Annotated in this window: 23 protein-coding genes and 1 riboswitch; of the genes, 7 read left to right on the top strand and 16 right to left on the bottom strand. The window is 74.1% G+C overall.

Annotation, left to right across the window (positions count from 1 at the left end):
- Positions 1-81: 81 nt before the first annotated feature.
- The gene (locus tag ACZ7LK_RS07370; RefSeq protein ID WP_471138886.1) at positions 82-1,359 is read right to left on the bottom strand and encodes a serine hydroxymethyltransferase; all 1,278 of its coding nucleotides are present in this window, start codon (positions 1,357-1,359) and stop codon (positions 82-84) included.
- A gap of 36 nt (positions 1,360-1,395) precedes the next feature.
- Positions 1,396-1,487: riboswitch (ZMP/ZTP riboswitch) on the bottom strand.
- A 107-nt stretch (positions 1,488-1,594) separates the two neighbouring features.
- Here ACZ7LK_RS07370 and rocD point away from each other — a divergent pair.
- Complete coding sequence (gene rocD, locus ACZ7LK_RS07365; RefSeq protein ID WP_392272421.1) at positions 1,595-2,797, top strand: ornithine--oxo-acid transaminase; 1,203 nt, start codon at positions 1,595-1,597, stop codon at positions 2,795-2,797.
- A gap of 89 nt (positions 2,798-2,886) precedes the next feature.
- On the opposite strand, the gene pdxR is transcribed toward rocD, so the two are convergent.
- Positions 2,887-4,323 carry a MocR-like pyridoxine biosynthesis transcription factor PdxR gene (gene pdxR / locus ACZ7LK_RS07360; RefSeq protein ID WP_471138883.1) on the bottom strand — a complete coding sequence of 479 codons (1,437 nt, stop codon included), beginning with the start codon at positions 4,321-4,323 and terminating at the stop codon, positions 2,887-2,889.
- 47 nt (positions 4,324-4,370) lie between these two features.
- Here pdxR and ACZ7LK_RS07355 point away from each other — a divergent pair, with 47 nt between their 5' ends.
- Both ACZ7LK_RS07355 and ACZ7LK_RS07350 read left to right on the top strand, forming a co-directional pair.
- Positions 4,371-4,883, top strand: coding sequence for a carboxymuconolactone decarboxylase family protein (locus ACZ7LK_RS07355; protein ID WP_392272423.1), 513 nt, complete (start codon positions 4,371-4,373; stop codon positions 4,881-4,883).
- Positions 4,880-5,605, top strand: a complete 726-nt coding sequence (locus ACZ7LK_RS07350) for an isocitrate lyase/PEP mutase family protein (RefSeq protein WP_469463685.1) — start codon at positions 4,880-4,882, stop codon at positions 5,603-5,605. Before ACZ7LK_RS07355 ends, ACZ7LK_RS07350 begins: the two co-directional genes overlap by 4 nt.
- Here the strand turns inward: ACZ7LK_RS07350 and ACZ7LK_RS07345 are convergent.
- Positions 5,584-6,663, bottom strand: coding sequence for a GNAT family N-acetyltransferase (locus ACZ7LK_RS07345; RefSeq protein ID WP_392272425.1), 1,080 nt, complete (start codon positions 6,661-6,663; stop codon positions 5,584-5,586). The two genes, ACZ7LK_RS07350 and ACZ7LK_RS07345, sit on opposite strands and share 22 nt — an antisense overlap.
- Positions 6,660-7,253, bottom strand: a complete 594-nt coding sequence (locus tag ACZ7LK_RS07340; protein ID WP_471138878.1) for a GNAT family N-acetyltransferase — start codon at positions 7,251-7,253, stop codon at positions 6,660-6,662. The genes ACZ7LK_RS07345 and ACZ7LK_RS07340 overlap by 4 nt, the downstream gene beginning before the upstream one ends.
- 184 nt (positions 7,254-7,437) lie before the next feature.
- Here ACZ7LK_RS07340 and ACZ7LK_RS07335 point away from each other — a divergent pair, with 184 nt between their 5' ends.
- Complete coding sequence (locus ACZ7LK_RS07335; protein ID WP_392272427.1) at positions 7,438-7,935, top strand: SgcJ/EcaC family oxidoreductase; 498 nt, start codon at positions 7,438-7,440, stop codon at positions 7,933-7,935.
- Positions 7,936-7,979: 44 nt separating this feature from the next.
- On the top strand, positions 7,980-10,904 hold the full coding sequence (locus ACZ7LK_RS07330; RefSeq protein WP_471138874.1) for an ATP-binding SpoIIE family protein phosphatase: 2,925 nt from the start codon (positions 7,980-7,982) through the stop codon (positions 10,902-10,904).
- A 69-nt stretch (positions 10,905-10,973) separates the two neighbouring features.
- Here ACZ7LK_RS07330 and ACZ7LK_RS07325 read toward each other — a convergent pair whose 3' ends face one another.
- Positions 10,974-11,453, bottom strand: coding sequence for an LIC_13387 family protein (locus tag ACZ7LK_RS07325; RefSeq protein ID WP_392272429.1), 480 nt, complete (start codon positions 11,451-11,453; stop codon positions 10,974-10,976).
- Complete coding sequence (locus ACZ7LK_RS07320; RefSeq protein WP_471138871.1) at positions 11,443-12,054, bottom strand: DUF2867 domain-containing protein; 612 nt, start codon at positions 12,052-12,054, stop codon at positions 11,443-11,445. Before ACZ7LK_RS07320 ends, ACZ7LK_RS07325 begins: the two co-directional genes overlap by 11 nt.
- A 105-nt stretch (positions 12,055-12,159) precedes the next feature.
- Between ACZ7LK_RS07320 and ACZ7LK_RS07315 the strand changes: the two genes are divergently transcribed.
- Positions 12,160-12,720: a TetR/AcrR family transcriptional regulator gene (locus ACZ7LK_RS07315; protein ID WP_392272431.1), complete on the top strand. Its 561-nt coding sequence runs from the start codon at positions 12,160-12,162 to the stop codon at positions 12,718-12,720.
- Positions 12,721-12,791: 71 nt separating this feature from the next.
- Here the strand turns inward: ACZ7LK_RS07315 and ACZ7LK_RS07310 are convergent, their stop codons facing one another.
- From ACZ7LK_RS07310 to ACZ7LK_RS07280, 7 genes are all read right to left on the bottom strand, one after another.
- Positions 12,792-13,754, bottom strand: coding sequence for an ABC transporter substrate-binding protein (locus tag ACZ7LK_RS07310; RefSeq protein WP_471138868.1), 963 nt, complete (start codon positions 13,752-13,754; stop codon positions 12,792-12,794).
- 1 nt (position 13,755) lies between these two features.
- Positions 13,756-15,657 (bottom strand): ABC transporter permease subunit, encoded by a 1,902-nt coding sequence (locus tag ACZ7LK_RS07305; protein ID WP_471138865.1) that lies wholly within the window; start codon positions 15,655-15,657, stop codon positions 13,756-13,758.
- Entirely contained in the window at positions 15,654-16,754 is a 1,101-nt protein-coding gene (locus ACZ7LK_RS07300; protein WP_471138862.1) for a quaternary amine ABC transporter ATP-binding protein, read from the bottom strand. Before ACZ7LK_RS07300 ends, ACZ7LK_RS07305 begins: the two co-directional genes overlap by 4 nt.
- A complete protein-coding gene (locus ACZ7LK_RS07295; protein WP_469463694.1) occupies positions 16,754-18,286 on the bottom strand; it encodes a GMC family oxidoreductase in 1,533 nt (510 codons plus the stop codon). The genes ACZ7LK_RS07300 and ACZ7LK_RS07295 overlap by 1 nt, the downstream gene beginning before the upstream one ends.
- 52 nt (positions 18,287-18,338) lie before the next feature.
- The gene (locus ACZ7LK_RS07290; protein ID WP_392272436.1) at positions 18,339-19,835 is read right to left on the bottom strand and encodes an aldehyde dehydrogenase family protein; all 1,497 of its coding nucleotides are present in this window, start codon (positions 19,833-19,835) and stop codon (positions 18,339-18,341) included.
- 135 nt (positions 19,836-19,970) lie between these two features.
- Entirely contained in the window at positions 19,971-20,513 is a 543-nt protein-coding gene (locus ACZ7LK_RS07285; protein WP_392272437.1) for a hypothetical protein, read from the bottom strand.
- Positions 20,510-20,764 carry a helix-turn-helix transcriptional regulator gene (locus ACZ7LK_RS07280; protein ID WP_392272438.1) on the bottom strand — a complete coding sequence of 85 codons (255 nt, stop codon included), beginning with the start codon at positions 20,762-20,764 and terminating at the stop codon, positions 20,510-20,512. The genes ACZ7LK_RS07285 and ACZ7LK_RS07280 overlap by 4 nt, the downstream gene beginning before the upstream one ends.
- Positions 20,765-20,870: 106 nt before the next feature.
- On the opposite strand from ACZ7LK_RS07280, the gene ACZ7LK_RS07275 reads away from it, so the two are divergent.
- Positions 20,871-22,037, top strand: coding sequence for an acyltransferase family protein (locus tag ACZ7LK_RS07275; protein ID WP_392272439.1), 1,167 nt, complete (start codon positions 20,871-20,873; stop codon positions 22,035-22,037).
- Positions 22,038-22,100: 63 nt separating this feature from the next.
- On the opposite strand, the gene ACZ7LK_RS07270 is transcribed toward ACZ7LK_RS07275, so the two are convergent.
- The 3 genes from ACZ7LK_RS07270 to ACZ7LK_RS07260 form a co-directional block, all read right to left on the bottom strand.
- Positions 22,101-23,090 (bottom strand): malate dehydrogenase, encoded by a 990-nt coding sequence (locus tag ACZ7LK_RS07270; RefSeq protein WP_392272440.1) that lies wholly within the window; start codon positions 23,088-23,090, stop codon positions 22,101-22,103.
- Positions 23,091-23,239: 149 nt separating this feature from the next.
- Complete coding sequence (locus ACZ7LK_RS07265) at positions 23,240-24,457, bottom strand: DUF2690 domain-containing protein (protein WP_392272441.1); 1,218 nt, start codon at positions 24,455-24,457, stop codon at positions 23,240-23,242.
- Positions 24,458-24,847: 390 nt separating this feature from the next.
- Positions 24,848-26,068 (bottom strand): NADP-dependent isocitrate dehydrogenase, encoded by a 1,221-nt coding sequence (locus tag ACZ7LK_RS07260; RefSeq protein ID WP_471138857.1) that lies wholly within the window; start codon positions 26,066-26,068, stop codon positions 24,848-24,850.
- Between the last annotated feature and the right edge of the window lie 6 nt (positions 26,069-26,074).

Genomic DNA, 26,074 nt, shown 5'->3' with positions numbered 1-26,074 from the left:
GCCCCGGCGCCGACGGGCCGGGACGGGACGGGCGGCGGGGCGCCCGTCGGGGCCCGGTGCGGCCGGGCCCCGGCCGGGCCGTCAGACGGGGATGCCGGGGGCCGGGTGGGCAGCCATCAGCTCGGCGACCTCGGCCCGGACCGCAGCCAGGGCGGCCTCGTCGCCGGTACGGGCGGCCGTGACGCCCCGGTCGATCCAGCCGGCGACCGCCGCCATGTCCCCGGTGCCGAGCCCGCGGGAGGTGAGGGACGGGGTGCCAATGCGGATGCCGGAGGGGTCGAAGGGCTTGCGGGTGTCGTAGGGGACGGTGTTGTAGTTCACGACGATGCCGGCCCGGTCCAGGGCCTTCGCGGCGACCTTGCCGGGCACGTCCCTGGACGTGAGGTCCATCAGGACCAGGTGGTTGTCCGTACCGCCGGAGACCAGGTCGAAGCCACGGGCGATGAGCTCGACGGCGAGGGCCTTGGCGTTGGCGACGACCTGCTGCGCGTAGTTGCGGAAGGACGGCTGGGACGCCTCGCGGAGGGCGACCGCGATGGCGGCGGTGGTCTGGTTGTGGGGGCCGCCCTGGAGGCCGGGGAAGACCGCCTTGTCGATGGCCCTGGCGTGCTCCTCGCGGCACATGAGCATCGCGCCGCGCGGGCCGCGCAGCGTCTTGTGGGTGGTGGTGGAGATGACGTCGGCGTGCGGCACCGGCGAGGGGTGGGCGCCGCCCGCGATCAGGCCGGCGATGTGGGCGATGTCGGCGACCAGGACGGCGCCCGCCTCGCGGGCGATCTCCGCGAAGGCGGCGAAGTCGATGGTGCGGGGCAGCGCGGTGCCGCCGCAGAAGATGATCCTGGGCCGCTCCTTGAGGGCCAGCTCCCGCACCTCGTCGAAGTCGATCAGCCCGGTGTCCCGGCGCACGCCGTACTGGACGCCGCGGAACCAGGAGCCGGTCACCGAGACGCCCCAGCCGTGGGTGAGGTGACCGCCCATCGGCAGGGCCATGCCCATCACGGTGTCGCCGGGCTCGGCGAAGGCGAGGTGGACGGCGAGGTTGGCCGGGGAGCCGGAGTAGGGCTGGACGTTGGCGTGGTCGACGCCGAACAGGGCCTTGGCGCGGCCGACGGCGAGCAGCTCGACCTGGTCGATGTTCTGCTGGCCCTCGTAGTAGCGCCGGCCCGGGTAGCCCTCGCTGTACTTGTTCTGGAGGACGGTCCCGGAGGCCTCCAGGACGGCCTGCGAGACGTAGTTCTCGCTGGGGATCAGCCGCAGCGTCTCGGACTGGAGCCGCTCCTCCGCGCCGACGAGCGCGGCGATCTCGGGGTCGCCCGCGGCGAGGGCGGGATGGTGCGCGGGAAGGGGAAGGCTGGTCATGGCGTCCTCCAGGGGGCCGGCAGCACGGACGAGGTCGTGGGGTGCCCAGGCGGGCGGCACCCTCGTGTGGTCTGCCGCGCACGGCTCCCCCGGGGTCGCTTCCCCGTACGCCAGTCGCCGTGCGTACCGGTCACCTTAAGGGGTGTCTCGCCGCGAGGTTTCCCCGTCCGTATGGCGAGCGACGATAGAAGGGGGCGCCACCACCGCCCCACGCCGCAGGACGAACGGAGACCCCGTGTCGAGAACACAAGAGGCGATCGCTTCCGCGGAGGCGCACAGCGCGCACAACTACCACCCGTTGCCCGTCGTCGTCTCCACGGCGGAGGGGGCCTGGATGACCGATGTCGAGGGGCGCCGCTACCTCGACATGCTGGCGGGCTACTCGGCGCTCAACTTCGGCCACGGCAACCGCCGGCTGATCGAGGCCGCCAAGGCGCAACTGGAGCGGGTGACGCTGACGTCGAGGGCGTTCCACCACGACCGGTTCGCCGACTTCTGCGAGCAGCTCGCCGAGTTCTGCGGCATGGAGATGGTGCTGCCGATGAACACCGGGGCGGAGGCGGTGGAGACCGCCGTGAAGACCGCCCGCAAGTGGGGGTACCGGGCCAAGGGCGTGCCGGACGGCATGGCGAAGATCATCGTCGCGGCGGACAACTTCCACGGCCGGACGACCACGATCGTCAGCTTCTCCACCGACCCCGAGGCGCGGGCGGACTACGGGCCCTACACGCCGGGGTTCGAGATCGTGCCGTACGGGGACCTGGCGGCGCTGGACCTGGCGATGACGGACAACACCGTGGCCGTGCTGCTGGAGCCCATCCAGGGCGAGGCGGGCGTGCTGGTGCCGCCGGCCGGGTACCTGCCGGCGGTCCGGGAGCTGACCCGGCAGCGGAACGTGCTGTTCATCGCGGACGAGATCCAGTCGGGCCTCGGCCGCACGGGCCGGACGTTCGCGTGCGAACACGAGGGCGTGGTCCCGGACATGTACGTGCTGGGCAAGGCCCTGGGCGGCGGCGTGGTGCCGGTGTCGGCGGTCGTGTCGAGCGCGGCGGTCCTGGGGGTGCACCGGCCGGGCGAGCACGGGTCGACGTTCGGCGGGAACCCGCTGGCCTGCGCGGTGGCCCTGGAGGTGCTGGCGATGCTGCGCACCGGCGAGTACCAGCAGCGGGCGGCCGAGCTGGGCGACCACCTCCACCACGAGCTGGGGCTCATGGTGGGCGGCGGCGCCGTGGAGGCGGTGCGCGGGCGCGGCCTGTGGGCGGGCGTGGACGTCGTGCCGGCCCTGGGCACGGGCCGGGAGATCTCGGAGAAGCTGATGGACCGCGGGGTCCTGGTGAAGGACACCCACGGCTCGACGATCCGGATCGCCCCGCCGCTGGTGATCGGCAAGGAGGACCTGGACTTCGCGCTGGAGCAGTTGCGCCAGGTCCTGCGGTGACGGCGGCCCCCGGCGGGGCGGCGGCCGGGCCCGGCGGGGCGGCCGGTAGGCCCGGCGGGGGGAGCCGGTAGGCCCGGCGGCGCGGCGGGTCAGGGCAGCGCCCGGCACAGCGCGTCCAGGGCGCCGGACCAGGCGCTGTCCGTCGGGGTGGCGTAGCCCACCACCAGCGCGTCGCGGCCGGGCGGCACGTCCGGGTGGCGGAAGCGGTCCAGGCCCTGGACGGCCAGGCCCTGCCAGGCGGCCGCCTGGACGACGGACCGCTCGGTGCCGTGCGGGAGTTCCAGCACGGCGTGCAGCCCGGCCGCGATGCCGCTCACCCGGATGTCCGGCGCCCGCTCGGCGAGCGCGGCCACGAGCTGGTCGCGCCGCCGGCGGTAGCGCAGCCGCATGCCGCGCACGTGCCGGTCGTAGGCGCCCGAGCGGATGAACTCCGCCAGCGTGAGCTGGTCCAGGGCGCTGGACACCCAGTCGGCGTGCCCCTTCGCCGCCAGCACGTCCCCCACCAGCGCCTCCGGGAGCACCATCCAGCCCAGCCGCAGCCCGGGCGTCAGGGACTTGCTCGCCGTACCGAGGTGGACCACCCGCTCGGGGTCCAGGCCCTGGAGGGCGCCGACCGGCTGGCGGTCGTAGCGGAACTCGCCGTCGTAGTCGTCCTCCAGGATCAGCCCGCCCGTGCGGCGGGCCCAGTCCACGGCGGCGGCGCGCCGGTCAGGTGGCAGCGCGCCGCCGAGCGGGAACTGGTGGGCGGCCGTGATCAGCAGGGCGCCCTGGCGGTCCAGCTCGCCGGTGCGGGTGCCGTGTTCGTCGTACGGCAGCGCGGGGGTGGCCAGTCCGGCCGCGGCGAGCAGGTTCCGGTGGATGTCGAGCCCGTACGACTCGACGGCGACCTCCCGCACCTTCCGCGCGCGCAGCACCCGGGCCATCAGCCGCAGCCCGTGGACGAAGCCGGAGCAGACGACGATGCGGTCCGGGTCGGCGTGGACGCCCCGGGCCCGTGCCAGGTAGTCGGCGAGGGCGGTGCGCAGTTCGATCCGGCCGTGCGCCCCGCCGTAGCCGAGCGCCTCGTTCGGGGCGGACGCCAGCGCGCGGCGGGCCGCCTTGAGCCACTCGCCCCGGGGGAAGGACCCCAGGTCCGGGGTGCCCGGGTGCAGGGTGTGCGCGGCCGGGCGGCGGGTGGACGGGCGGCGGGGCGGGGGCGGGGCGGACGGCGCGCCGCCCCGGGTGGGGGTGCGGGCCGGCGCGGCCCGGCCGGGACGGGGGGCGGCACGGTCGGCGACCCGGGTGCCGGAGCCCTGCCGGGCGGTGAGCCAGCCCTCGGCGACGAGTTCGGCGTAGGCGTCGGCGACCGTGTTGCGGGCCACGCCCAGGTCGGCGGCGAGCGACCGGGAGGACGGCAGCCGGCTCCCGGGCGCGAGCCGCCCGCTGCGGACGGCCTCCCGCAGGGCCTCCATCAGACCGGAGCGCAGTCCGCGGCCCCGTAGCTCCAGGTGCAGGTCGGCACCGAAAGTGGCCCAGGAATCCGTCATGGAAGTGGACCATACCGGTGCGCCACACGCCCCGTACGGTCGTAGCCATGACGACAGAGACGAAGACCACCGAGTACGCGAGCGAGCACACCCCCCGCCTCGCCTGGACCGACCACGCGCCCGAGGTGTTCAAGGCCATGGTCCGGCTGGACGCCGCGGCGCGGCAGGGCCTCGACCCGGTGCTCCTCGAACTGGTGAAGATCCGGGCCTCGCAGCTCAACCACTGCGCCTACTGCCTCGACATGCACACCAAGGACGCGCTGGCGGCCGGTGAGTCGGTGGAGCGGATCATCCAGCTCAGCGCCTGGGAGGAGTCGCGCCACTACTACACCGCGAGGGAACTGGCGGCGATCGAACTGACGGAGGCGGTCACGGTCCTGACGGACGGTTTCGTCCCCGACGAGGTGTACGAGAAGGCGGCGAAGCAGTTCGACGAGAGGGAACTGGCCCAGCTCATCGCCGCGATCACCGTCATCAACGCCTGGAACCGGTTCGCCGTCACCAGCCGGCTGGTGCCGGGCCACTACACACCGGGGCAGTTCGCCGGGACCGGCAAGTGACCGACGCCGCCGCGGCGTTCCGCGCCCTGCACCACGACCGCGCCCCCGGCGACCCGCTGGTGCTGCCGGGGCCGTGGGACGCGGCGAGCGCGCGGGCCTTCGAGGAGGCCGGCTTCCCGGCCCTGGCCACGCCCTCCGCGGGGGTGGCGGCGTCGCTGGGGTACGCGGACGGGGCGACGCCCGCCGGCGAGATGTTCGCGGCCGTCGCCCGGATCGCCCGGTCGGTGTCGGTCCCGGTGTCGGCGGACGTGGAGGCCGGTTACGGCCTGGCGCCCGGGGAGCTCGTCGCCCGCGTCCTGGACGCCGGCGCGGTCGGCGTGAACCTGGAGGACTCCCGCGCCGGCGTGCTCGTGGACCCCCGGGAGCAGGCCGAACTGCTCGCGGAGGTACGGGCGGAGGCGGGCGGCCGGCTGTTCGTCAACGCCCGGGTGGACACCTTCGTGCGGGGCCTGGACGACCCGGAGGACGCGATCGCCCGGGCGCGGCTGTACACCGCGGCGGGCGCCGACTGCGTCTACCCGATCGGCGTGCCGCCCGCGCACCTGCCGCTGCTGCGCGCCCGGATCGAGGGGCCGCTCAACGTGGCGCCGTTCCCCGGCGGCCCGGCGGTGGCCGAGCTGGGGCGCCTGGGCGCCACCCGGATCACCTTCGGGCCGTGGCTGCTGCACCGCGCGATGGCCGCGGTGCGGGACATCGCCGGTCAGCTCCGGCGCAGTTCGTAGACCACGCTCCCCCCGGTGTCGGCGGCCCGGGTGAAGCCGGCGCGGGTCACCACGCCGTGCGAGGGCGCGTTGTCGTGGTCGACGGTGGCGACCAGCACCGCCGGCTCCGGCCGGCCGAACGCCCAGCGGGTGAGGGCGCGCAGCGCCTCGGTGGCGTAGCCGTGGCCGCGGGCGCCCTCCACCAGGTCGTAGCCGAGTTCGGCCCGGCCGTCGGTGTCCGGGGCGGCGTGGAAGCCGATGGCGCCGATCGCCCGGCGGTCGGAGGCGCGGACGATGGCGTACGGGCCCCAGCCGGGGCGGTACGTCCCCGCCTCGCGGGCCCGGGCCACCATCCCGCCGGCGAACCGGGTGCCCTCCGGCGGACCCCCGTCCGCCCAGGTGAACCCGCCGTCGCCGCCGGCGTGCAGGTCGGCCCCGATGTTCGGGGACACCTCGCACAGCACGAGGCGCCCGGACCGGACCGGCTCGTTGTACCAGCGCCAGGCCGCCGGGCGGGTCCGGCGGTCCGGGCCGGCGCGGCCGGTGGCCCACAGCAGGGTCCGCCACGGGTCGCCGGATCCGGGGACGTGCGGGAAGAGCCGGTCCAGGACGCGGGCGCACAGCCGGCCGGGCGGGCGCCAGCCGGTGCCGTCGGCGCTGTCGGTCCCGTCGAGGGCGCCGAGGATGTCGTGGGTGTGCAGCAGCGCCTCGACGACGCCCATCGCAGCGAAACCGTCCGCCCCGGCCATTCCGGACGGGTGCCAGGCCCGTACGCCGGCGGGCGTGGTGCGGACGGCGGCGGACAGCAGCCCGCCGGTCGCCCCGATGACGCGGATCAGACCGGCCGGGGTGGTGCCGGGCTCGGCCCTGAGCCGGAAGGGCGCGTAGGAGTCGGTGGCGCGGCCGGTCAACTGGGTGGCGTAGCCGGTGAAGTCGTCGGCGATGTGCAGGGCCGTGTCGTGGCAGCTCCACTCCAGACCGGCCGCCCGCCCCGACCAGTCCCGGTCCGTCACGCCGCCCAGCGCCCGGACGACGACCGCGACCGCCTCGTCCACGTCGTGTGCACCCATGGCCGTCATGCCGTCGGCCCCTGGTCGTGTCCGCGTCCGGGCGCCATCGCGTTCGGCGACCCGGCGAGCGGCCCGGGGAGCGGCCCGGGGAGCGGCCCGGGGAGCGGCCCGGCGGCGGGGGCCGCGTAGCAGTGCACCGTCACCTTCCGGCCCGGCCCCCACTCCTGCTCGCCGGTGCCGATCCGCCGCCACCCGAGGCGTTCGTACAGGGCGATCGCCGCCCGGTCGCCGGGCAGGACGTCCAGCACCGGGTGCGCGCCCCGCTCCCGCGCCTCGCGCACGGCCCGCTCCACCAGCCGGGCCCCGAGGCCGCGCCCCCGGGCGGCGGGGTCGACGAACAGCCGCCCGACCACGGCCGTGGGCCCGGCGCCCCGGAGCGCGGCGGCGAGGTCCCCCTCACCGGGTTCCGACAGCGCGACGTGCCCGACGGCGCGTCCGTCCAGGACGGCGACCCACGCCCCGGTCCGGCGGTCCGGCGTGAGCCAGCCGCCCGGATCGGCCGGCCAGTCGGCCGGGTACCCGTCGTGCGCGTGCACGTGTGCCAGGGCGCGCACACAGGCGTCGATGTCCGCCGGTTGCCGGGGGCGTACCTGATCCATCGTGGGATCCAAGCACACGGACCGCGGCCGGCGCGAGGGAACCCCTGTCGGCTCGTCACCCGCCGGGCGCCGACGGAACGGTGGGGCGCGCCACTCGACGGGGCCGCCCAACGGTGTTGACATCAAGCGCGGTTGAGGTCGGAGGCTGGGACGCGCAACGGACCACCACTCCCGGAGGAACATCATGAGCCCTCGAACCAGCGGCGTCGCCGTCCCGCAGGACGACGTGGAGGCCATCGTCGCGTTCGTCGCGGGCGTGCAGGACGCGCAGCAGAAGGCCCTGCCCGACGCCTTCCTGAGCGGCTTCCGCCAGGACGCGATCTGGACCACCGCGCACGGCAAGCGGCTGACCGGCCTCGGCGAGATCGACGCCTTCACGCGCGCGGTCCTGCCCCGCACCGCCGGGCAGGACCTGACGGCCACCTACGAGGTCGAGCACATCCTGTTCGTCCGCCCCGACGTCGCCGCCGTCAAGGTGCGCCAGCGCCCGGTCACCCGGGACGGCGAGCGGCTGGACGAGGTGTTCCGGGGGCAGGCCGACCCGGCGTCCCTGGTGGACTCCCATCCCGACGCGGTGCCGGGCTCGCCGCTGTACGTGCTGGCCAAGGACGACGGGGTGTGGCGGGTCGCCGCCGCCCAGAACACCAAGGTCATCGACCCGGAGACGCTCGCCGCCGGCTGACGCCCCGGGAGCACATGGGCGATTTGCCCGATTATCCTGGTTCTGTGGAAGATCGCGGTGAGCAGCGGCCGCCCGGCGGCGGAGTGCGTCCGGAGATTCTCGCCTCCTGGCAGCGCTCGCGGTCGCTCGGGATCGACACCGAGGGGGCGGCGCTGCCGGTCGAGGCCGACCTCGACCCGGAGTCCCGGCTCGTCCGGGCGGCCGCGCCGGTGCTGGACGCCCTGTGCGCACGGTTCCCCGGCCTGCCCGTCACGGTGACGCTGGCCGACGCCCGGGCCATCGTCGTGGACCGGCGGGGCGACCCGGCGGGGCTGGCGCTCATGGACGCCGCCTCCCTGGTCCCGGGCGCCAACGTCGACGAGCGGTTCATGGGCACCAGCAGCGTCAGCATGGTGCTCAGCACCCGCTCGCCCTTCGTGGTGGTGGGTCACGAGCACTTCCTGCACAACCTGAAGGAGCTGACCTGCATGGCCGCGCCCGTGCGTGACCCGGTGGGCGGCACCGTGCAGGGCGCGGTCAACCTCTCCGTACCCCGTGACCTGGCCGAACCGGGCATGGCGCTGGTCCTCCAGGAGGCCACCGAGCGCATATCGGAGCGCCTGCTGGAACTGAGCACGACCCGTGAGCGCAATCTGCTGAGCGCCTTCCTCCAGGCCCGGGAGCGCGGCGCGCACGCCCGGCTCCACCCCGGCTCCGGCGAGCTCGGCCGCCTGGGCGCGGGGGCGCCCCGGCTGACCCCCGAGGAGCGGCTGGCGCTGCTGGAGAGCGCCATCGAGCTCATCTCCGCACCGGCCTCCCCCGGCGGCGGGGCGTTCACCGAGGTGCCGCTGGCGGGCGGCCGGGTGGCCACGCTGCGCCGCCGGGAGCTGCGGCACGGCGACGCGGAGGGCGCGGCCGTCGAGGTGGGCTTCGGCGTCCGGGGCGGCACCGGCCCCGCCACCGGCTCCAGGACCGCCACCGGCCCAGCCACCGCCACCGCCACCGCCACCGGCACCGATACCGGCACCGGCACCGGCTCCCGGGGTGCCGGGGGCGGCGCGGCCACGGACGTCACCGGGGCCGCGACCCCGACCGCCACCGCCCCGGACGGCCGGGACGTGCCGCTGCTGGACCCCGGCGGGGCGCGGGAGGACGGGGCCGGCGAGTGGCCGCTGCTGGTCGGCGAGCCGGGCGTGGGACGCCTGGCCGCCGAGGCGCGGGGCCGGCTGTCGCTGCTGAACGAGGCGGGCGTGCGCCTCGGCACCACCCTGGACATGCGGCGCACCGCCCAGGAGCTGGCGGAGATCGCCGTACCGCGCCTGGCCGACCTCGTGGTGGTCGACCTGCTGGAGGACGCCCTGGCGGGCGGGGAGCCCCCGCACGGGCGGCCCGGCCCCGGCAGCGCGCTGCGGCGGGTCGTGGCCTGGACGGGCGAGGGCTCCGGCGAGGCCCGGACGGCCGGGGTGGACGAGCCGGTGCGCCATCCGGCCGGCACCCCGCAGGCGCGCTGCCTCGACACCGGGCGGCCGGCCGCGGACACGGTGACGGTCACCGGTCCGGCCGGGACGGCGGGCGGGGGGCCGGACGCGGCGGGCGGGCGGCCGGACGACGCCGGGCACCCGGCAGCCCTCCTCGGCGAGGGCGTGCACTCCTGTCTGGGCGCCCCGCTGTGCGCCCGGGGGGTCGTACTGGGCGTGGCGGGGTTCTACCGGCGGGGCAGGACGAGACCGTACGAGCAGGACGACCTGACGCTGGCGGGCGAGCTGGCGGCCCGTACCGCGATCAGCCTGGACAACGCCCGCCGCTACAGCCGCGAGCACGAGGCCTCGCTCACCCTCCAGCGCAGCCTGCTGCCGCGCGAGGTGCCCCGGCTGACCGCCGCCGACCTCGCCTGCCGCTACCTGCCGGCGGACGCCCGGGCCGGTGTGGGCGGCGACTGGTTCGACGCGATCCCGCTGTCCGGGCTGCGGGTGGCACTGGTGGTCGGGGACGTGGCCGGGCACGGGCTCCAGGCGGCAGCCACCATGGGGCGGCTGCGCACGGCGGTGCACACCCTGGCCGCTCTGGACCTGCCGCCCGAGGAGGTGCTGACCCATCTGGACGACCTGGTCAGCCGGGGTCCCACCGACACCGAGGACCCGGCCACGGCGGCGACCTGCCTGTACGCCGTCTACGACCCGGTGTCCTGCCGCTGCGCCGCCGCCCGGGCCGGCCACCCGCCCCCCGCGCTGGTGCCGCCGGACGGCGAGCCGCGCCTGCTCGACCTGCCGGCCGGCCCGCCGCTCGGTCTCGGCGGGCTCCAGCCGTACGAGTCCGCCGACGTCGAGCTGCCGGAGGGCACCCTGCTGGCCCTGTACACCGACGGCCTGCTGAAGGAGGGCCGCGCCTTCGGCGACACGGACACCGACGCCCGCACCGGCCGGTTCCTCGACGCGCTCGCGGGGCCGGAGCCGTCGCTGGAGCGCGTCTGCGACCGGATCACGGACACGCTGCTGCCCGACGGGCCCCATGACGACGTGGCGCTGCTGCTGGCCCGGGTGCGCGCGCTGCCCGACGAGCGGGTGGCGTCCTGGGAGCTGCCCTCCGACCCCGCGATGGTCGCCAGGGCCCGCGAGCTGACGCACCGGCAGCTCACCGAATGGGGCCTGACGGAGCTGGACTTCAGCACCGGACTGGTGGTCAGCGAGCTGGTCACCAACGCCGTGCGGTACGGGGGCCACGGCCCCGTGTCCCTGCGGCTGCTCCGGAACGGCTCGCTGATCTGCGAGGTCTCCGACCGCAGCAACACCTCACCGCGCATCCGCCGCGCGGCGACCACCGAGGAGGGCGGGCGCGGTCTGTTCCTGGTGGCCCAGTTCACCAAGAGCTGGGGCGCCCGGTTCATGCCCCAGGGCAAGACGGTCTGGGCCGAGCAGGTCCCCCGCTCCGGCCCGCCCGCCCCGGAACCGGACGAGGAGACGCTGCTCGCCATGTTCGACGAACCGGACTGACCCGGCCGCCCCGGCCCGCCATCCCCCGTGGGCCGTCCCCCGCCGTCTCCCTTGGGCGGTCCCCGCCGGCTATCCCGCGCGGGCGCCGGACGCCGCCGGCCGGGCCGTGGCGACCGCCACGCCGAACCCGACGCACGCCACGGTGAACAGGACGACGGGAGGGAGGGGCAGCAGCGCCACCGACAGGCCGAGCACCACCAGCGAGGCGGCCAGGGCCGGACCGCTCAGCGCGCGCGACCCGGTGATCAGGGCGGGGGCGGCGCGGGCCACGAGCAGGCAGATCAGCCCGCCGAAGACCAGGGCCGTACCCATGACCATCGACATGCCCAGGTCGATGTCGCGCAGGCTGCGCGAGACACCGCCGAGCCCGATCTCGTACGCCCGCATCGCCGCCACGGCGCGGGCCCGCCCGGGGTCCTCCGGGCGCAGCGCCATCACCAGCTCCAGGGTGAGGTGACCCGCGCCGGTGAGGATCCACGCCCAGGCCCCTGCGCGGAACGCGGCCGGTGCCCGGCGGGCCGCTCTCCCCGCTCCCGTTTCAGGCGGCATCCGTGCGTTCCTTCCACTCGCGTCCGATCATGCGGAGCATCGCCGGGTACACGCCGAGGTACCGGAACGGCTTGATGGCCGCCATGTAGGCGGCTCCCGCCCGGCCGTTGGGCTTCACCAGCACCGCCATGCGGCCGTGGTGGCCGCCCTTGCCGTCCGCGACCCAGCCGATGTGCATCACCGTGTGCACGGTCCGGTTGGCCATCTCGGCCGCCCACTCGTCGTGGGTCTGGTAGATCGAGGTGAACGACACCGTCCGGAAGTCCGGGCCCCGGGGGCCGTCGCGGAGGTCCGCCGGCAGCCGGTCCCGGAGGCTCGGCACGCGGCCGCCGACCCCGGAGGCGGGATCGTCCCAGCCGAGCAGGGCGCCCAGCTTCCGGCGGAGCGCGAAGAGCGCGCGGGGCACCGGGGAGGAGACCGGGCTCCCCGTGCGGTCGCCGTCGCCGCCCCCCTTCCCCTCGGTGAACTGGCGCACCAGCCGGTCGAGATCGTCCGGGCCGCCCGGTGTCGGCAGCTCCCACACGTCCTCGACCTGGAAGTCGCCGGCGATCTCGTGGATCCGCCAGGGGCGGGACGTGTGCGCGGCTTGGGGAAGTCTCATGGGGGTACCCCGATCCATCCGGTCTATACGATGGCGTACAGATCGACGATAGCCCCATCTGTACGGCACCGTATAGATGGGGTGGGACGTGAGAGGTGACACACCATGGCCGTGGCTCGTACGCCGCGCGGCAAGTGGATCGAGGAGGGGCTGCGCGCCCTCGCCGCCGGTGGCCCGGACGCCGTGCGGATCGAGCCGCTCGCGCAGGCGCTCGGCGTCAGCAAGGGCGGCTTCTACGGGTACTTCGCCAACCGGGAGGCGCTGCTCACCGAGATGCTGGACACCTGGGAGCGGGAGGTCACCGAAGCCGTGATCACCCACGTGGACGAAGGCGGCGGGGACGGCCGGGAGAGGCTGGAGCGGCTGTTCACCTTCGTCGCCGCGTCCGGCGACGAGGTTCCCCGCGGCCCGGTGCTCGATCTCGCCGTCCGCGACTGGGCCCGCCGCGACGAGGCCGTCGCGGAGCGGCTGCGGCGGGTCGACAACCGGCGCATGGACTATCTGCGCTCGCTCTTCGCGTCCTTCTGCCCCGACCCCGCCGATGTCGAGGTCCGCTGCATGGTCACCTTCTCGGTGCGCATCGGCGCGTACGTCGTCGCCGCCGACCACGCGGGCCGCAGCCGCGAGGAGGTCATGGACCTGACCAAGCAGTGGCTCCTGCGGTAGCCGAGGGCCGGTGACGGGTCCCCGCCCCGGGGGGACCCGTCACCGGCCCCGGGGGGCGGGCCCGCCGGGGATCAGGGCAGCCACGGACGCCAGGTGGCTTCGTTGGCCTTGACCCACTTCTCGGCCGCCGCCTCCGGTGAGAGCTTCTGCTCGGCGATCATCAGCGCCACGTCGTTCTGCGCCTCGGTCGTCCAGCGGAAGTTCTTCAGGAAGGCGGCCGCCTTCCCGCCCTTCTCCGCGAAGTCCGCGTTGAGGAACTTCTGCAAGGGCGTGTGCGGATAGGCGCAGGCGACCTTCTCGGGGTCGGCGTCACAGCCCTCCTTGTACGCGGGCAGCTTGACCTCCGTCATCGGCACCTTCTCGAACAGCCACTGAGGCTTGTACCAGTACGTCAGGAACGGCTTCTTCTCCTTGGCGAACTGCTTGATCTGGGTGATCTGAGCCGCCTCGGAACCGGCGAAGACGACCTTGTAGTCCAGGCCGAGGTTCTTCACCAGCGCCTTGTCGTTGGTGACGTACGACGGGGAGCCGTCCATGAGCTGGCCCTTGCCGCCGCTCTCCGCCGTGCGGAGCCGGTCGGCGTACTTGTTCAGGTTCTTCCAGTCGGTGACGTCCGGGTGCGCCTTCGCGAAGTACGTGGGGACGAACCAGCCGATGTGGCCGGTGACGCCCAGGTCACCACCGGGCGCGATGGTTTTCTTGTCCTTGACGTACCGCTGTTCCTGCTCGGGGTGGCCCCAGTCCTCCAGGAGGGCGTCCACCCGGCCCTGGCTGAGGGCGTCCCACGCGGGGACCTCGTCGACCTGGACGGTGTCGACGCGGTAGCCCAGTTCGTGTTCGAGCAGGTACTTCGCCACGGCGACGTTGGCCTGCGCGCCCACCCAGGACTGCACGGACAGCGTGACCGTCCTGGTGCCCTGGGCGGCGGCGTAGGGGGACGCCTGCTTGGTCATGTCGGCCGCGCCGCAGCCGGCCAGGGGGATGGTCAGCAGGGCGAGCGCCCCGGCTGCGGCGACCGTCGTACGCGTACGCACGTCAGGCCTCCTTTCCGGTCGGCTGGGTCACCCGGTCGAGCATCAGGCCCAGGCAGACGATGGCGGCGCCCGCGACCAGGCCGGTCGCCAGGTCGCCCTGCGCGAGGCCGAAGACGACGTCGTAACCGAGCGCGCCGCCGCCGACCAGGCCGCCGATGATGACGACGGCGAGGACCAGGACGACCGCCTGGTTGACCGCCAGCAGCAGTGCCGGCCGGGCCAGCGGGAGCTGGACCTGGCGCAGTTGCTGCCACGGCGTCGCGCCGAGCGAGCGGGCGGACTCCAGCGCGACCGGGTCGACGCCCCGCAGGCCCTGCGTGGTGATGCGGACGACGGCGGGCAGGGCGTACACCACGGCGGCGGCGACCGCCGGGGCGCGGCCCACGCCGAAGAGGGCGACCACCGGGATCAGGTACACGAACTGCGGCATGGTCTGGAAGACGTCCAGGACCGGCCGCAACACGCGCTCCACCCGCGTGCCGCGTGCCGCCGCCACCGCGACGGCGAAGCCCAGCAGCAGCGTGACGGCCACGGCGGCCAGCACCTGCGAGAGGGTGTCCAGCGACGCGTCCCACACGCCCAGGACACCGATGGCGGCCATCGCGGCGACGGCCGTCACCGCGGTGCGCCAGGTGCCGACGAGCAGCGCCAGCGCGCCGACCAGCAGCAGCAGCGCCCACCAGGGCAGGGCCTGGAGGCCGTCCCGTACGGGGTCGAGGACCCAGCCGGTGAAGTGGGCCGCCCAGTCGGCGGTGCCGCCGACGACGGGGACGCCCGAGTAGAGGTGGGCGGTCATCCAGTCGACGCCCCGGTTGACGGGCTCGGCGATGCCGACGTGCCACGCCTCGGGCCAGGTGGGCCCGCCGGCCAGGCGGCCGGCGAGGGCCGCGGCGGCCACCGCGACGACGGCGGTGATCCGCCCGCGTGCCGAACCGGACCGCGAGCGCGCGCCCGTGGCCGTACGGTCGAGCACGACGGCCAGCAGCACGATGGGGATGCCGGCGGCGAGGGCGGCGCCCACGTCGACGGAGGCGAGCGCCTGGTAGACGCGGTCGCCGAGGCCACCGGCGCCGATGACGGACGCGATGACGGCCATCGACAGCGCCATCATGATCGACTGGTTGACGCCGAGGAGCAGTTCCTTGCGGGCCAGCGGCAGCCGGGCGGTCAGCAGCCGCTGCCGGCCGGTGGCACCGAGCGAGGCCGACGCCTCCAGGACGCCGGGGTCGGCGGCGCGCAGGCCGAGCGCGGTGAGGCGGGCCATGGGCGGGGCGGCGTAGACGACGGTGGCGAGGACGGCCGCGGGGACGCCGATGCCGAAGACCAGGACGACCGGCAGCAGGTACGCGAACGCGGGCAGCACCTGCATGGTGTCGAGGACGGGCCGCAGGGCCCGGTGGGTGCGCTCCGACAGTCCGGCGGCGAGTCCGAGGAGGGCGCCGAGGGCGACGGACACGGCGACCGCGACGACCATGAGGGCCAGCGTCTGCATGGTCGGGACCCACATGCCGAGCAGCCCGCACACGGCGAACGCGGCGACGGCGAGGATCCCGAGGCGCGCTCCGGCGACCCGCCAGGCGATCAGGCCGGCGGCGGCGGTGACGCCGGCCCAGCCGGCGGCGAGGAGCACGAGGTAGACGCCGCGCACGGACAGGACGACGGCGTTGCTGACGTGCCCGAGGAAGTAGAGGAACAGCGGGTGGCTGTCGCGGTTGTCGACGATCCAGTCGCTGGCGTCGCCGAGCGGCCCGGACAGGTCGACCTGGAGCGCGGCCGGCCAGGTGCCGCGCCCGGCGAGGAGGAAGCCGAGCGGTACGAGGAGGAGGACGGCGGCCAGCGGCCAGTAGCGGCGTGCGGCGGCCGGTATCCGGGGGCGGGCGGGGGCGGTGACGGCCGCGGTCATGCCGCCGCCTTCCCGGCGGGGACGCCCGCGACGACCGAGAGCAGCCCCGCGTGGTCCACGACGCCCACGCAGCGGCCGGAGTCGACGACCCGCACCGGGCCGCCACTGCGGGCGACCGCCTCGATGGCCTCGGACACGGTCGCGCCGGGCGCGACGGCGGGGCCGGAGTCGGCTTCCCCGGCGCACGGCGGCCGCATGGCGGTGCGTACGGTCAGCACCTGCTCGCGCGGGACGTCCCGGACGAAGTCGCGGACGTAGTCGTCGGCGGGCGAGCCGACGATCTCCTCGGGCGTGCCGAGCTGCACGATCCGGCCGTCGCGCATCAGCGCGATCCGGTCGCCGAGGCGCAGCGCCTCGTTGAGGTCATGGGTGATGAAGATCATCGTGCGGCCCTCCTCGCGGTGGAGCCGGATGACCTCCTCCTGCATGTCGCGCCGGATCAGCGGGTCGAGCGCGCTGAACGGCTCGTCGAAGAGCAGGACTTCGGGGTCGACGGCGAGGGCGCGGGCGAGGCCGACGCGCTGCTGCTGGCCGCCGGAGAGCTGGCCGGGCCTGCGCTCCTCCATGCCCGCGAGGCCGACCTTGGTGACGACCTCGGCGGCCCTGGCGCGCCGTTCGGCCCGGCCCATGCCCTGGATCTCCAGGCCGTAGGCGACGTTGTCGAGGACCGAGCGGTGGGGCAGCAGGCCGAAGTGCTGGAAGACCATGGCGGCGCGGTGGCGGCGCAGTTCGCGCAGGCGCGAGGTGTCCATCGCCAGGATGTCCTCGCCGTCGATGGCGACGGTGCCGGAGGTCGGCTCGATGAGCCGGGTCAGACAGCGTACGAGGGTGGACTTGCCGGAGCCGGACAGGCCCATCACGACGAAGACCTCGCCCTTGCGGACGTCGAAGGAGACGTCACGGACGGCGGCGGTGCAGCCGGTGCGCTCGCGCAGTTCGGCGGCGGGGAGCTCGGCGAGATCGGAGCCGGGCACGCGGCCGGCCTTGGGGCCGAAGACCTTCCACAGGCCGTCGACGGAGAAGACGGGGGTGGGCGCGGACGTGCCGGGGGACGTGTCGGCGGGGGTCGGTGCGGGGGTACTCACGGGGGCGCTCATCAGGCACCACCTCCCAGTAGTTCGGCGGCCTTTTCGCCGACCATCAGCACCCCGATCATCGGGTTGACGGCCGGCATGGTCGGGAAGACGGACGCGTCGGCGATCCTGATGCCGTCGAGTCCGCGGATCCTCAGGTCGGGGCCGACCACGGCCCGCTCGTCGTCGACGGCGCCCATGCGGCAGGTGCCGGCGGGGTGGTAGACGGTGTGCGCGACCTTGCGGGCGTACTCGCTGAGCTCCTCGTCCCCGGTGACGTCGGGGCCGGGGCAGACCTCGCGCTTGAGCCAGCCGGCGAGCGGTTCGGTCCTGGCGATCTCGCGGGCGATGCGGATGCCGTCGACGAGGGTGCGGCCGTCGTAGTCGTCCTCGTCGGTGAAGTACCGGAAGTCGAGGGCGGGCTTGGCCTCGGGGTCGGCGCTGGTGAGGTAGAGCCGGCCGCGGCTGCGCGGCTTGGGGATGTTCGGCGTCATCGACACGCCGTGCGCGGGGCGTTCGTAGCCCAGCCGCTCGGGGTTGTCGGTGAACGGGATCTGGTAGAAGTGGAACATCAGGTCCGGGCCCCTGGACTCCGGGTCGCGCCGGACGAACAGGCCCGCGTCGCTGTCCATGGCGGAGTTGTCGGGGATGGGCCCGTCGGTCTCCCAGACGATGACCGACTCCGGGTGGTCGAGCAGGTTCTCGCCGACGCCCGGCAGGTCGTGGACGACCGGGATGCCCAGCGCTTCGAGGTCCTTGGCCGGGCCGATGCCGGAGTGCAGCAGCAGCCGGGGGGTGTCGACCGCGCCCGCGCAGACGAGGACTTCGCGGCGGGCGGTGACGAGCCGCTCGGTGCCGTCCTTGGTCCGGACGTGGACGCCGCGGGCCGTGGTGCCGTCGAGCTCCAGCTTGTACGCCCAGGTCTCCAGCATCAGATGCAGATTGGGACGTTTGCCCATGATCGGGTGGAGGTACGCGACCGACGCGGAGGAACGCTTGTTGTCCTCCGGGTGGTAGGCGAGGTCGAAGAACCCGGCGCCCTCGTGGAACGGCTTGGTGTTGAAGCCCTCGACGCGCGGGACGCCCAGCGCGGCCTGTGCGGCGTCGACGAAGTCGCGGGCGATGGCGTTCCGGTCCTTCTCGTCCACCGGGACGATGTTGTTGAGGAGCTTGTCGAAGTACGGGTCCATGGCGGCGGCGTTCCAGCCGTGGGCCCCGGCCTCCTCCCACTCGTCCCAGTCGGAGGGCAGCGGCTTGAAGGAGATGAGCGTGTTGTGCGAGGAGCAGCCGCCGAGGACACGGGCGCGGCTGTGCCGGATGTGGGAGTTGCCGCGTGGCTGTTCGGTGGTGGGGTAGTCGTAGTCGAGGTCGCCGCCGAGCAGGCCCATCCAGCGGCGAAGGGTCAGGACGTCGGGGCGGTCGACGTCGGACGGCCCGCCCTCGATGACGGCGACGGTGACGCCGGGGTCCGCGGTGAGGCGGTGGGCGATGACGCTGCCGGCGGTGCCGCCGCCGACGATGACGTAGTCGTACGTGGTGGTGTCGCTGTCGCTCATGGTGGTGCCGCTCGTGGTGGTGTCGCTCATGGTGGTGTTTCCCTCGTCCTCGTCAGCCCGCGAACCAGCGCACGGGGCGCGGGGCGAGGTTCTGGTAGACGTGCTTGGTCTCGCGGTACTCGGCGAGACCGGCCGGGCCCAGCTCGCGGCCGATGCCGCTCTTGCCGAACCCGCCCCACTCCGCCTGCGGCAGGTAGGGGTGGAAGTCGTTGATCCAGACGGTGCCGTGGCGGAGCCGTCCGGCGACGCGCCGGGCGCGGCCGGGGTCGGCGGACCAGACGCCGCCGGCCAGTCCGTACTCGGTGTCGTTGGCGAGGGCGACGGCCTCGTCCTCGGTGCGGAAGGTCTCGACGGTGAGGACCGGGCCGAAGACCTCTTCGCGCACGACCCGCATCCCGCGGTGGCAGCGGTCCAGGACGGTGGGGCGGTAGAAGTACCCGTCGCCGTACGCCGGGCCGGTGGGGCGTTCGCCGCCGGCGCGCAGGACGGCGCCCTCGGCGAGCGCGGAGGCGACGTACTCCTCGGTGCGGGCCAGTTGCTGCGCGGAGACCAGGGGGCCGCACTCGACGCCCTTCTCGGTGCCGCGCCCGAGGCGGATCCGCTCGGCCCGGCGGGCGAGTTCGGTGACGAACCGCTCGCGCAGGGACTCCTCCACGATGAGGCGGGAGCCGGCCGAGCAGACCTGGCCGCTGTGGATGAAGGCCGCGTTGAGCGCCTGGTCGACGGCGGTGTCGAAGCCCTCGTCGGTGGCGCAGGCGTCAGCGAAGACGACGTTGGGGTTCTTGCCGCCCAGCTCCAGGGCGACCTTCTTGACGCTGTCGGCGGCGGCGCGCATCACCTTCGTGCCGCTGACGAGTCCACCGGTGAACGACACCAGGTCGACGTCGGGGTGTTCGGACATGCGGGCGCCGACCGGATCGCCGGGGCCGGTGACCAGGTTGGCGACACCCTCGGGGAGGCCCGCCTCGGCGAGGAGCCGGATGAGGGCGACGGTGGTGAGCGGGGTGATCTCGCTCGGCTTGATCACAAATGTGTTGCCCGCCGCGAGCGCCGGGGCGATCTTCCAACTGGCCTGGAGCAGGGGGTAGTTCCAGGGCGTGATCAGCGCGCAGACGCCGACGGGCTCGTGGACGACGACGCTGTGGATGTCGGGTGACCCGGCGTCGACGACCCGGCCGCCGCCCTCGTTGATGACGAGGTCGGCGAAGTAGCGGAAGGCGTCGGTGACGCAGTCGACGTCGACGCGCCCTTCCTCCAGGGTCTTTCCGGCGTCCCGGCTCTCCAGGAGGCCGATCTCCTCGCGGTCGCGCTGGAGGAGGTCGGCGACGCGGCGCAGCAGCGCGGCCCGCTCGGCGACGGGGGTGCGGGGCCACGGGCCCCGGTCGAACGCGGCGCGGGCGGCGGCGATCGCGGCGTCCGTGTCCTCGGTCCCGCCTTCCGCCACGACGGCGAGGGTCGTGGCGTCGGCGGGGTCGAGGATCTCGCGCGTGGCGCCGGTGGCGGCCGCTCGCCACTCTCCGCCCACGTGGATGGTCTGTTGGTCCGACACGTCGCGTTTGCCTTCCGTTCCCGGTTGATTCGTCACCGACGGTGGTCGGCGACCCGGGTCCCTGCCCCCAAGAGGGGAAAGCATGCGCGAAAGTGGGCTTGCTCACTCCGTGCCGGACGAGCGAGATGATTACTCTCAGTGAGCGGCGGCGAGGTGCGGCACCTCGTCGATCTCGTCGGGAGCGTCGTCCTGGACCCGCAGGCAGGCCACCCACGCCGGCAGCATCCAGTGCGTGACCAGCAGGGCGAACAGCACCGGGAACAGCGCGGTCCCGTCGAAGCGGACTCCGCCGAGCCAGGCGGCGCCCCCCGTCCCGGCCGCCCCCGCGCACAGCAGCCCGAGAGTGATCCGGTGGGCGACGGCCCGCACCCGGTCGCGCTCCACGAGCTGCCGTTCGTCCAGCATCCTGCCGCGCAGCTCCAGCAGCCCGCGGGTGCTGCCGTTGATGACGCCCATGGCGACGCACCACGGGGGGATCACCCCGAGGAGGGCGAACGGCGCCCACCGCGAGTCCCCGTGGACGCTGCCGAGCCAGAGCGCGACCTCGGCGGCGGTGAGCGCGATGTGCGCCGCCACCCAGGCGCGCCGGCGGCCGGCCGTACGGCTGAGCGCCCGCCCCTCCGGCCGGTTCATGATCGCGTACAACCGCCGGTCGTAGCGCGTCGCGGTCGTGGTCATTTCTTCCTCCCGTGTACCCCGTAGACCTCTTCGGTGAGCGGCGGGAACGGCTCCAGGGAGAACAGCGCCTCCACGGGCAGCCCGAAGTGACGCGCCGCCTTCAACGCCAGGTCGAGGCTGGGGTTGTACTGCCCCCGCTCGATATAGCCGATGGTCTGATAGTGGACGCCGAGGGCGTCGGCGAGTGCCTGACGCGACACCTTCCGCTCCGCCCGGATCACCGCCAGCCTGTTGTGCACCTGCTCGCTCATGCATAAGAAGTACTACATCTCATAGCGCTTTCGCAATGATCCGAATGGATGACCGGTACGGGCGTCGCTCCCCACCGGGACCGCCGGGCCGCCCTAGGGTGCGACCATGCGCAGCAGCGACGACCGCGTCTACCTCGCCCCCGTCGACCACCTGCGGGCCGTCGCCGCCGTGCTCGTCGTCCTCTACCACGGGTGCCAGTTGCTGAGCGCGCGCATCGAGGGCCGGCGCTTCGTCCCGGCGACGGACTGGCTGTACTCCTCCAACCCCGCCGCCACGCTCGTCTTCGAGGGCCACACCGGCGTGGCGCTGTTCATGGTCCTGTCCGGCTTCATCTTCACCGTCGGCACGTACGGCAAGCCGGTCCGCTACGGCCGGTTCCTCGCCAACCGGCTGCTGCGCATCTACCCGCTCTACCTGGTCGTCGCCGTCCTGGGCCTCGCCACCCAGGTCACCCTGCCCACGTTCCAGGACCTGCTGCGGATCCTGACCTTCGCGACACCGGCCCAGCCGTACGGGGGCGTCTTCTGGACGCTGTGCGTGGAGATGCAGTTCTACCTGGTCTTCCCGCTGCTGGGCCGGCTCCTCGCCGAGCGCGGCCCCGGCGCGCTGCTGCGGCTGCTGGCCGCGGTGTTCCTGCTGCGGGCGCTGGTGTGGCTGAGCAGTCCGGCGCCCGGGCCGCACACCGCCTCGCTCTACCTGGGGCTGGCCGGGCGGATCGACCAGTTCCTGCTGGGGATGCTGGCCGCCTGGGTGTACGTCCACCACCGGGAGCGGCTGCGGGCGAGGTGGCTGCCGCCGGTCGCGCTGGCGCTGGCGCTGGGCCTGCTCTGGTCGTTCAACCAGGTGCACGGGTTCGTCTCGGACAGCCCGCTGAAGCTGGCCTGGAGCGGGGTGGAGGGGGCGGTGTGGGCCCTGGTGGTGGCGGCGTACGTGGCCGGCCACCGGAGCGCGGCCGACGGGTGGCCGTCGCGGGCAGCGGCCAGGCTCGGGGAGGTGAGCTTCTCCGTCTACCTCACGCACTTCATGGTGCTGACGGTGACCGGCGAGTACCTGGTCGGCGGGTCCGGGTGGTTCCCGGGCGGCCTGCCCCCGGTGTGGGCGGCCTTCCTGGTGACGCTGCTGGTGGCGCTCCCGCTGACGGTCGCGGTGTCGTTCCTGACGTACCACGCCATCGAGCTGCCGTTCCTCCGGCTGCGCCGCCCCTACCTCGGCGCCGGCGCGGCCGCGGAGACACCGCGCCCCCGGCAGCGCGAGGGCCACCGGGGGCGGTGAGGACGTGACCGTACGGACCGGACCCCGTCCATGGAGCGGGGGGTCCGTCCGCCGGGCGGTGGCTCAGATGAGGCCGAGACCGCGGACCGCGTCGCGCTCCTCGACCAGCTCCTGCACGGAGGCGTCGATGCGGGCGCGGGAGAACTCGTTGATGTCCAGGCCCTGGACGATCTCGTACGTGCCGTTCTTGCAGGTGACCGGGAAGGACGAGATGAGGCCCTCGGGGACGCCGTAGGAGCCGTCCGACGGGATGCCCATGGAGGTCCAGTCGCCCTCGGCGGTGCCGTTGACCCAGGTGTGGACGTGGTCGATCGCGGCGTTCGCGGCGGAGGCGGCCGAGGAGGCGCCACGGGCCTCGATGATCGCGGCACCGCGCTTGGCGACGGTCGGGATGAAGTCGTCGGCCAGCCACTGCTGGTCGGCCACGACCTCGGCGGCGTTCTTGCCGGCGATCTCCGCGTGGAAGATGTCGGGGTACTGGGTGGCCGAGTGGTTGCCCCAGATCGTCAGGCGCTTGATGTCGGTGACCGGGGCGCCGGTCTTCTTCGCGAGCTGCGAGATCGCGCGGTTGTGGTCCAGGCGGGTCATCGCGGTGAAGCGCTCGGCCGGTACGTCCGGGGCGGCGGCCTGCGCGATGAGCGCGTTGGTGTTGGCCGGGTTGCCCACGACGAGGACCTTGATGTCGTCCGCGGCGTTGTCGTTGATGGCCTTGCCCTGCGGCTTGAAGATGCCGCCGTTGGCCTCCAGCAGGTCACCGCGCTCCATGCCCTTGGTGCGCGGACGGGCGCCCACCAGCAGGGCCACGTTCGCACCGTCGAACGCGACGTTCGGGTCGTCGGTGATCTCGATGCCGCGCAGCAGCGGGAAGGCGCAGTCGTCGAGCTCCATGGCGGTGCCCTCGGCGGCCTTGAGGCCCTGCGGGATCTCCAGGAGGCGCAGCTTGACCGGCACGTCCGCGCCGAGCAGGTGGCCGGAGGCGATGCGGAAGAGCAGCGCGTAACCGATCTGGCCGGCCGCGCCGGTCACGGTGACATTCACGGGAGTGCGGGTCATGGCGATCTCCGTAAGACAGCTGGCGGTGGGGGTCCCTGCCCCTGGTGCTGGACGTCTCTCTCTGATCGATCTCTCGACATGAAGAGATATCCAGCGGTCAGGCTATCCGACCCGGGCCCCCCGCAACCCCCGCCCCCTTGTGTCGCGGCTCACTGCCCGGTCGTGCAGCCCTCCGTGCCGTCGGCCAGCGTGGCGCAGGCCTTCGGCTCGGTGCCGGTGGCCACCGCCACCATCGGCGTGTACGCGTCCTTGTCGATCTTCACCGAGCCGTTCTGCGCCTCGCCGCCCGCGCTGATCGTGACCTTGTCACCGGCCACCGCCCGGGTGATGCGGGCCCAGGCCGCTCCGCACGTCTTGCTGTACCGGACCTCGATCTTCGAGGCGCCGACGGTCGCCGAGGACGACGTCACGGCGTACTCGCCGCCGCAGCCCATGGCCTCGGGATCCTGGCCCGTGCAGTCGTCGCCGCTGCACTTCACTCCGGCGGGCAGTGCCTTGGGCGCGCTGGTGCTGGGGGTGGCCGCCGGTGACCGGGCGACGTCCTTGGCGGGGGCGTCGCCGCCCGAGCCGAGGTCGCTCAGCAGGACGGCCGCGGCTATCACCAGCAGCGCTCCGACGAGCCCGATGGCGAACATGGTCGCCTTGCGCCTGCCGCCGGAGGCCTTGGCCGGCCCCGGCGCGGGCGCGGAACCCGGCGCGTGCGCCGCCGGCCGGGGCGCCGGACCGCGGCGGGCCGGCCCGTTGGGGCCGCCGTCGGGCGGTATGACGGACGGGCGGCCGGCGCTCCGGCCGGGGCCCGTCACGGTGACGGCGGAGCCCCGGTCGTCGGCGCCCGGCGCGGAGGAGCCCGGTGCGGAGGAGGGCGCGGAGGAGCCGGGCGCGGAGGCCGCGCCCCGGTCGGTGTCCCGGTCGGGACCCGGGTCCGCGCCGCGGTCCACGCCGCGGCCGGTGCCGCGCGCCCCGCGGCCCGTGCCCGGGGCCGCCTTGACCCGCGAGGAGCCGTCGGCCCCGGGTCCGGCGGTGCCGCCGAACTCGCCGAGCGCGGCGCGCGCCTGGGAGATCCGTATGGCCTCCATCGTCATGTCGTGGCGCATCTCGGCGCGGCTCCAGGCGCGCTCCGCGAGCTCCCACATGGTCGTGAGGTGCACCGGGTTCGTCCCGGTGACCTCGGCCAGTGCGACGATCGCTCCCTTGGGGGCGAGGAGCCGCCCGTTGAGATAGCGCTCCCACGATGTCTTGCTGTACCCGGTGCGGTCCGATACCGCGGCGATGCTCAGACCACTGCGGTCCACCAGCCGGCGCAGCTGACTCGCGAACTCCTTGACCTGCGGATCGAGTTCTTCCGGTAGCGCCTTCCAACGAGGCATTGCTTCCCCCTTGTCCCCCGTACGTGCCTGATGTGCTCCCCGCGCTGCGTGCCCCCTGACGCCTCCCGGTGCTCGCCGGGTGTTCACCCGGGAGTCCACCGAGAGGGATGCGCGGAGCCAGGATGACAGTTCCTGGAGCGGGGGCGCACGGGCGCATCCGGAACCTGAGCGTGCCCCCTTACGCGCCCCTGTCCCGAGTGCCGCCCCAGTTTCGCATCCGTTGCGGGTCGATCACACCATGCCGGAATGGTCACCTCCGTGCCACAGGCCCCGGACATGTCTTGATCCTGCTTGGCGGGTGCATGACGCTCTTGTGCAGGTCACGGCGCCCGTCCTGCTCGGGGGAGAGGACGGGCGCCGCGGCTCGCCCGGCCACGGGTGTCGTACGACTCACATCGACAGCATCCGCTTCTGGAACCCGGTGTCGAGGACGTCCAGGAACTGTTCCGTGGTCAGCCACGGATGCTCGGGAGAGATCAGCCCGGCCAGGTCCCGGGTCATCTGGCCGCCCTCCACGGTCTCCACGCAGACCTCCTCCAGCGCCCGCGCGAACCGCACCACCTCCGGCGTGCCGTCCAGGGCGCCGCGGTGGGCGAGGCCCCGGGTCCACGCGAACACCGAGGCGACCGGGTTCGTCGAGGTGGACCGGCCCTGCTGGTGGCGGCGGTAGTGGCGGGTGACCGTGCCGTGCGCGGGCGCCGCCAGGAGGGTCCGTCCGTCGGGCGTCATCAGCACCGACGTCATCAGGCCGGGGGACCCGAAGCCCTGGGTCACGGCGTCCGCCTGGACGTCGCCGTCGTAGTTCTTGCACGCCCAGACGAAGCCGCCCGCCTGCTTCGGGGCGGAGGCGACCACGTCGTCGATGAGCCGGTGCTCGTAGGTCAGCCCCGCCTCGTCGAAACCGGCCCGGAACTCGGCGTCGTAGACCTCCTGGAAGACGTCCTTGAACCGCCCGTCGTACTTCTTCAGGACCGTGTTCTTGGTGGTCAGGACGACCGGGAGGCCGCGGGTCAGGCCGTAGCGGAAGGAGGCCCGGGCGAAGTCCCGGACCGACTCGTCGAGGTTGTACATCGACAGCGCGATGCCCGCGCCCGGGAACGCGCACACCTCCAGCTCGACCGGGTCGGAGCCGTCCTCCGGCGTGAAGGTCATGGTGAGCGTGCCGGGGCCGGGGACCTTGAGTTCGGTGGCGCGGTACTGGTCGCCGAAGGTGTGCCGGCCGACGACGATCGGCCGCGTCCAGGACGGGACGGGCCGCGGCACGCCGTCCATGATGACCGGCTCGCGGAACAGCACGCCCCCGAGGACGTCCTGGACGGTGGCGTCGGGCGCCCGGTACATCGCCTTGAGGCCGAACTCCTCGACGCGCGCCTCGTCCGGGGCGATCGTGGCGCACTTGACGCCGGCGCCGTGCTCGGCGACCGCCTCGGCGGCGTCCACGGTCACCCGGTCGCGGGTGGCGTCGCGGTTCTGGATGCCCAGGTCGAAGTACACCAGGTCGACGTCGAGGTAGGGCAGGATCAGCCGGTCCTTGATGAACCGCCAGACGATGCGGGCCATCTCGTCACCGTCGAGCTCGACGACGGGCCGGGCAACCTTGGTCTTGGGCATGGGGCG

The sequence above is a fragment of the Streptomyces sp. NPDC039423 genome, assembly GCF_055598725.1.
Note: the sequence above shows the minus strand (reverse complement) of the source record. Positions and strands in the feature narration are given on the sequence as shown.

What these genes read in the sequence shown, in the direction of transcription:
- ACZ7LK_RS07295 (WP_469463694.1), bottom strand. Translation starts at nt 18,286, where the DNA reads ATGAGCGACAGCGACACCACCACGTACGACTACGTCATCGTCGGCGGC.
- ACZ7LK_RS07340 (WP_471138878.1), bottom strand. Translation starts at nt 7,253, where the DNA reads ATGGATCAGGTACGCCCCCGGCAACCGGCGGACATCGACGCCTGTGTG.
- ACZ7LK_RS07320 (WP_471138871.1), bottom strand. Translation starts at nt 12,054, where the DNA reads ATGAGACTTCCCCAAGCCGCGCACACGTCCCGCCCCTGGCGGATCCAC.
- ACZ7LK_RS07285 (WP_392272437.1), bottom strand. Translation starts at nt 20,513, where the DNA reads ATGACCACGACCGCGACGCGCTACGACCGGCGGTTGTACGCGATCATG.
- pdxR (WP_471138883.1), bottom strand. Translation starts at nt 4,323, where the DNA reads ATGACGGATTCCTGGGCCACTTTCGGTGCCGACCTGCACCTGGAGCTA.
- ACZ7LK_RS07260 (WP_471138857.1), bottom strand. Translation starts at nt 26,068, where the DNA reads ATGCCCAAGACCAAGGTTGCCCGGCCCGTCGTCGAGCTCGACGGTGAC.
- ACZ7LK_RS07315 (WP_392272431.1), top strand. Translation starts at nt 12,160, where the DNA reads ATGGCCGTGGCTCGTACGCCGCGCGGCAAGTGGATCGAGGAGGGGCTG.
- ACZ7LK_RS07305 (WP_471138865.1), bottom strand. Translation starts at nt 15,657, where the DNA reads ATGACCGCGGCCGTCACCGCCCCCGCCCGCCCCCGGATACCGGCCGCC.
- ACZ7LK_RS07325 (WP_392272429.1), bottom strand. Translation starts at nt 11,453, where the DNA reads ATGCCGCCTGAAACGGGAGCGGGGAGAGCGGCCCGCCGGGCACCGGCC.
- ACZ7LK_RS07370 (WP_471138886.1), bottom strand. Translation starts at nt 1,359, where the DNA reads ATGACCAGCCTTCCCCTTCCCGCGCACCATCCCGCCCTCGCCGCGGGC.
- ACZ7LK_RS07265 (WP_392272441.1), bottom strand. Translation starts at nt 24,457, where the DNA reads ATGCCTCGTTGGAAGGCGCTACCGGAAGAACTCGATCCGCAGGTCAAG.
- ACZ7LK_RS07300 (WP_471138862.1), bottom strand. Translation starts at nt 16,754, where the DNA reads ATGAGCGCCCCCGTGAGTACCCCCGCACCGACCCCCGCCGACACGTCC.
- ACZ7LK_RS07275 (WP_392272439.1), top strand. Translation starts at nt 20,871, where the DNA reads ATGCGCAGCAGCGACGACCGCGTCTACCTCGCCCCCGTCGACCACCTG.
- ACZ7LK_RS07270 (WP_392272440.1), bottom strand. Translation starts at nt 23,090, where the DNA reads ATGACCCGCACTCCCGTGAATGTCACCGTGACCGGCGCGGCCGGCCAG.
- ACZ7LK_RS07280 (WP_392272438.1), bottom strand. Translation starts at nt 20,764, where the DNA reads ATGAGCGAGCAGGTGCACAACAGGCTGGCGGTGATCCGGGCGGAGCGG.
- ACZ7LK_RS07345 (WP_392272425.1), bottom strand. Translation starts at nt 6,663, where the DNA reads ATGACGGCCATGGGTGCACACGACGTGGACGAGGCGGTCGCGGTCGTC.
- ACZ7LK_RS07355 (WP_392272423.1), top strand. Translation starts at nt 4,371, where the DNA reads ATGACGACAGAGACGAAGACCACCGAGTACGCGAGCGAGCACACCCCC.
- ACZ7LK_RS07335 (WP_392272427.1), top strand. Translation starts at nt 7,438, where the DNA reads ATGAGCCCTCGAACCAGCGGCGTCGCCGTCCCGCAGGACGACGTGGAG.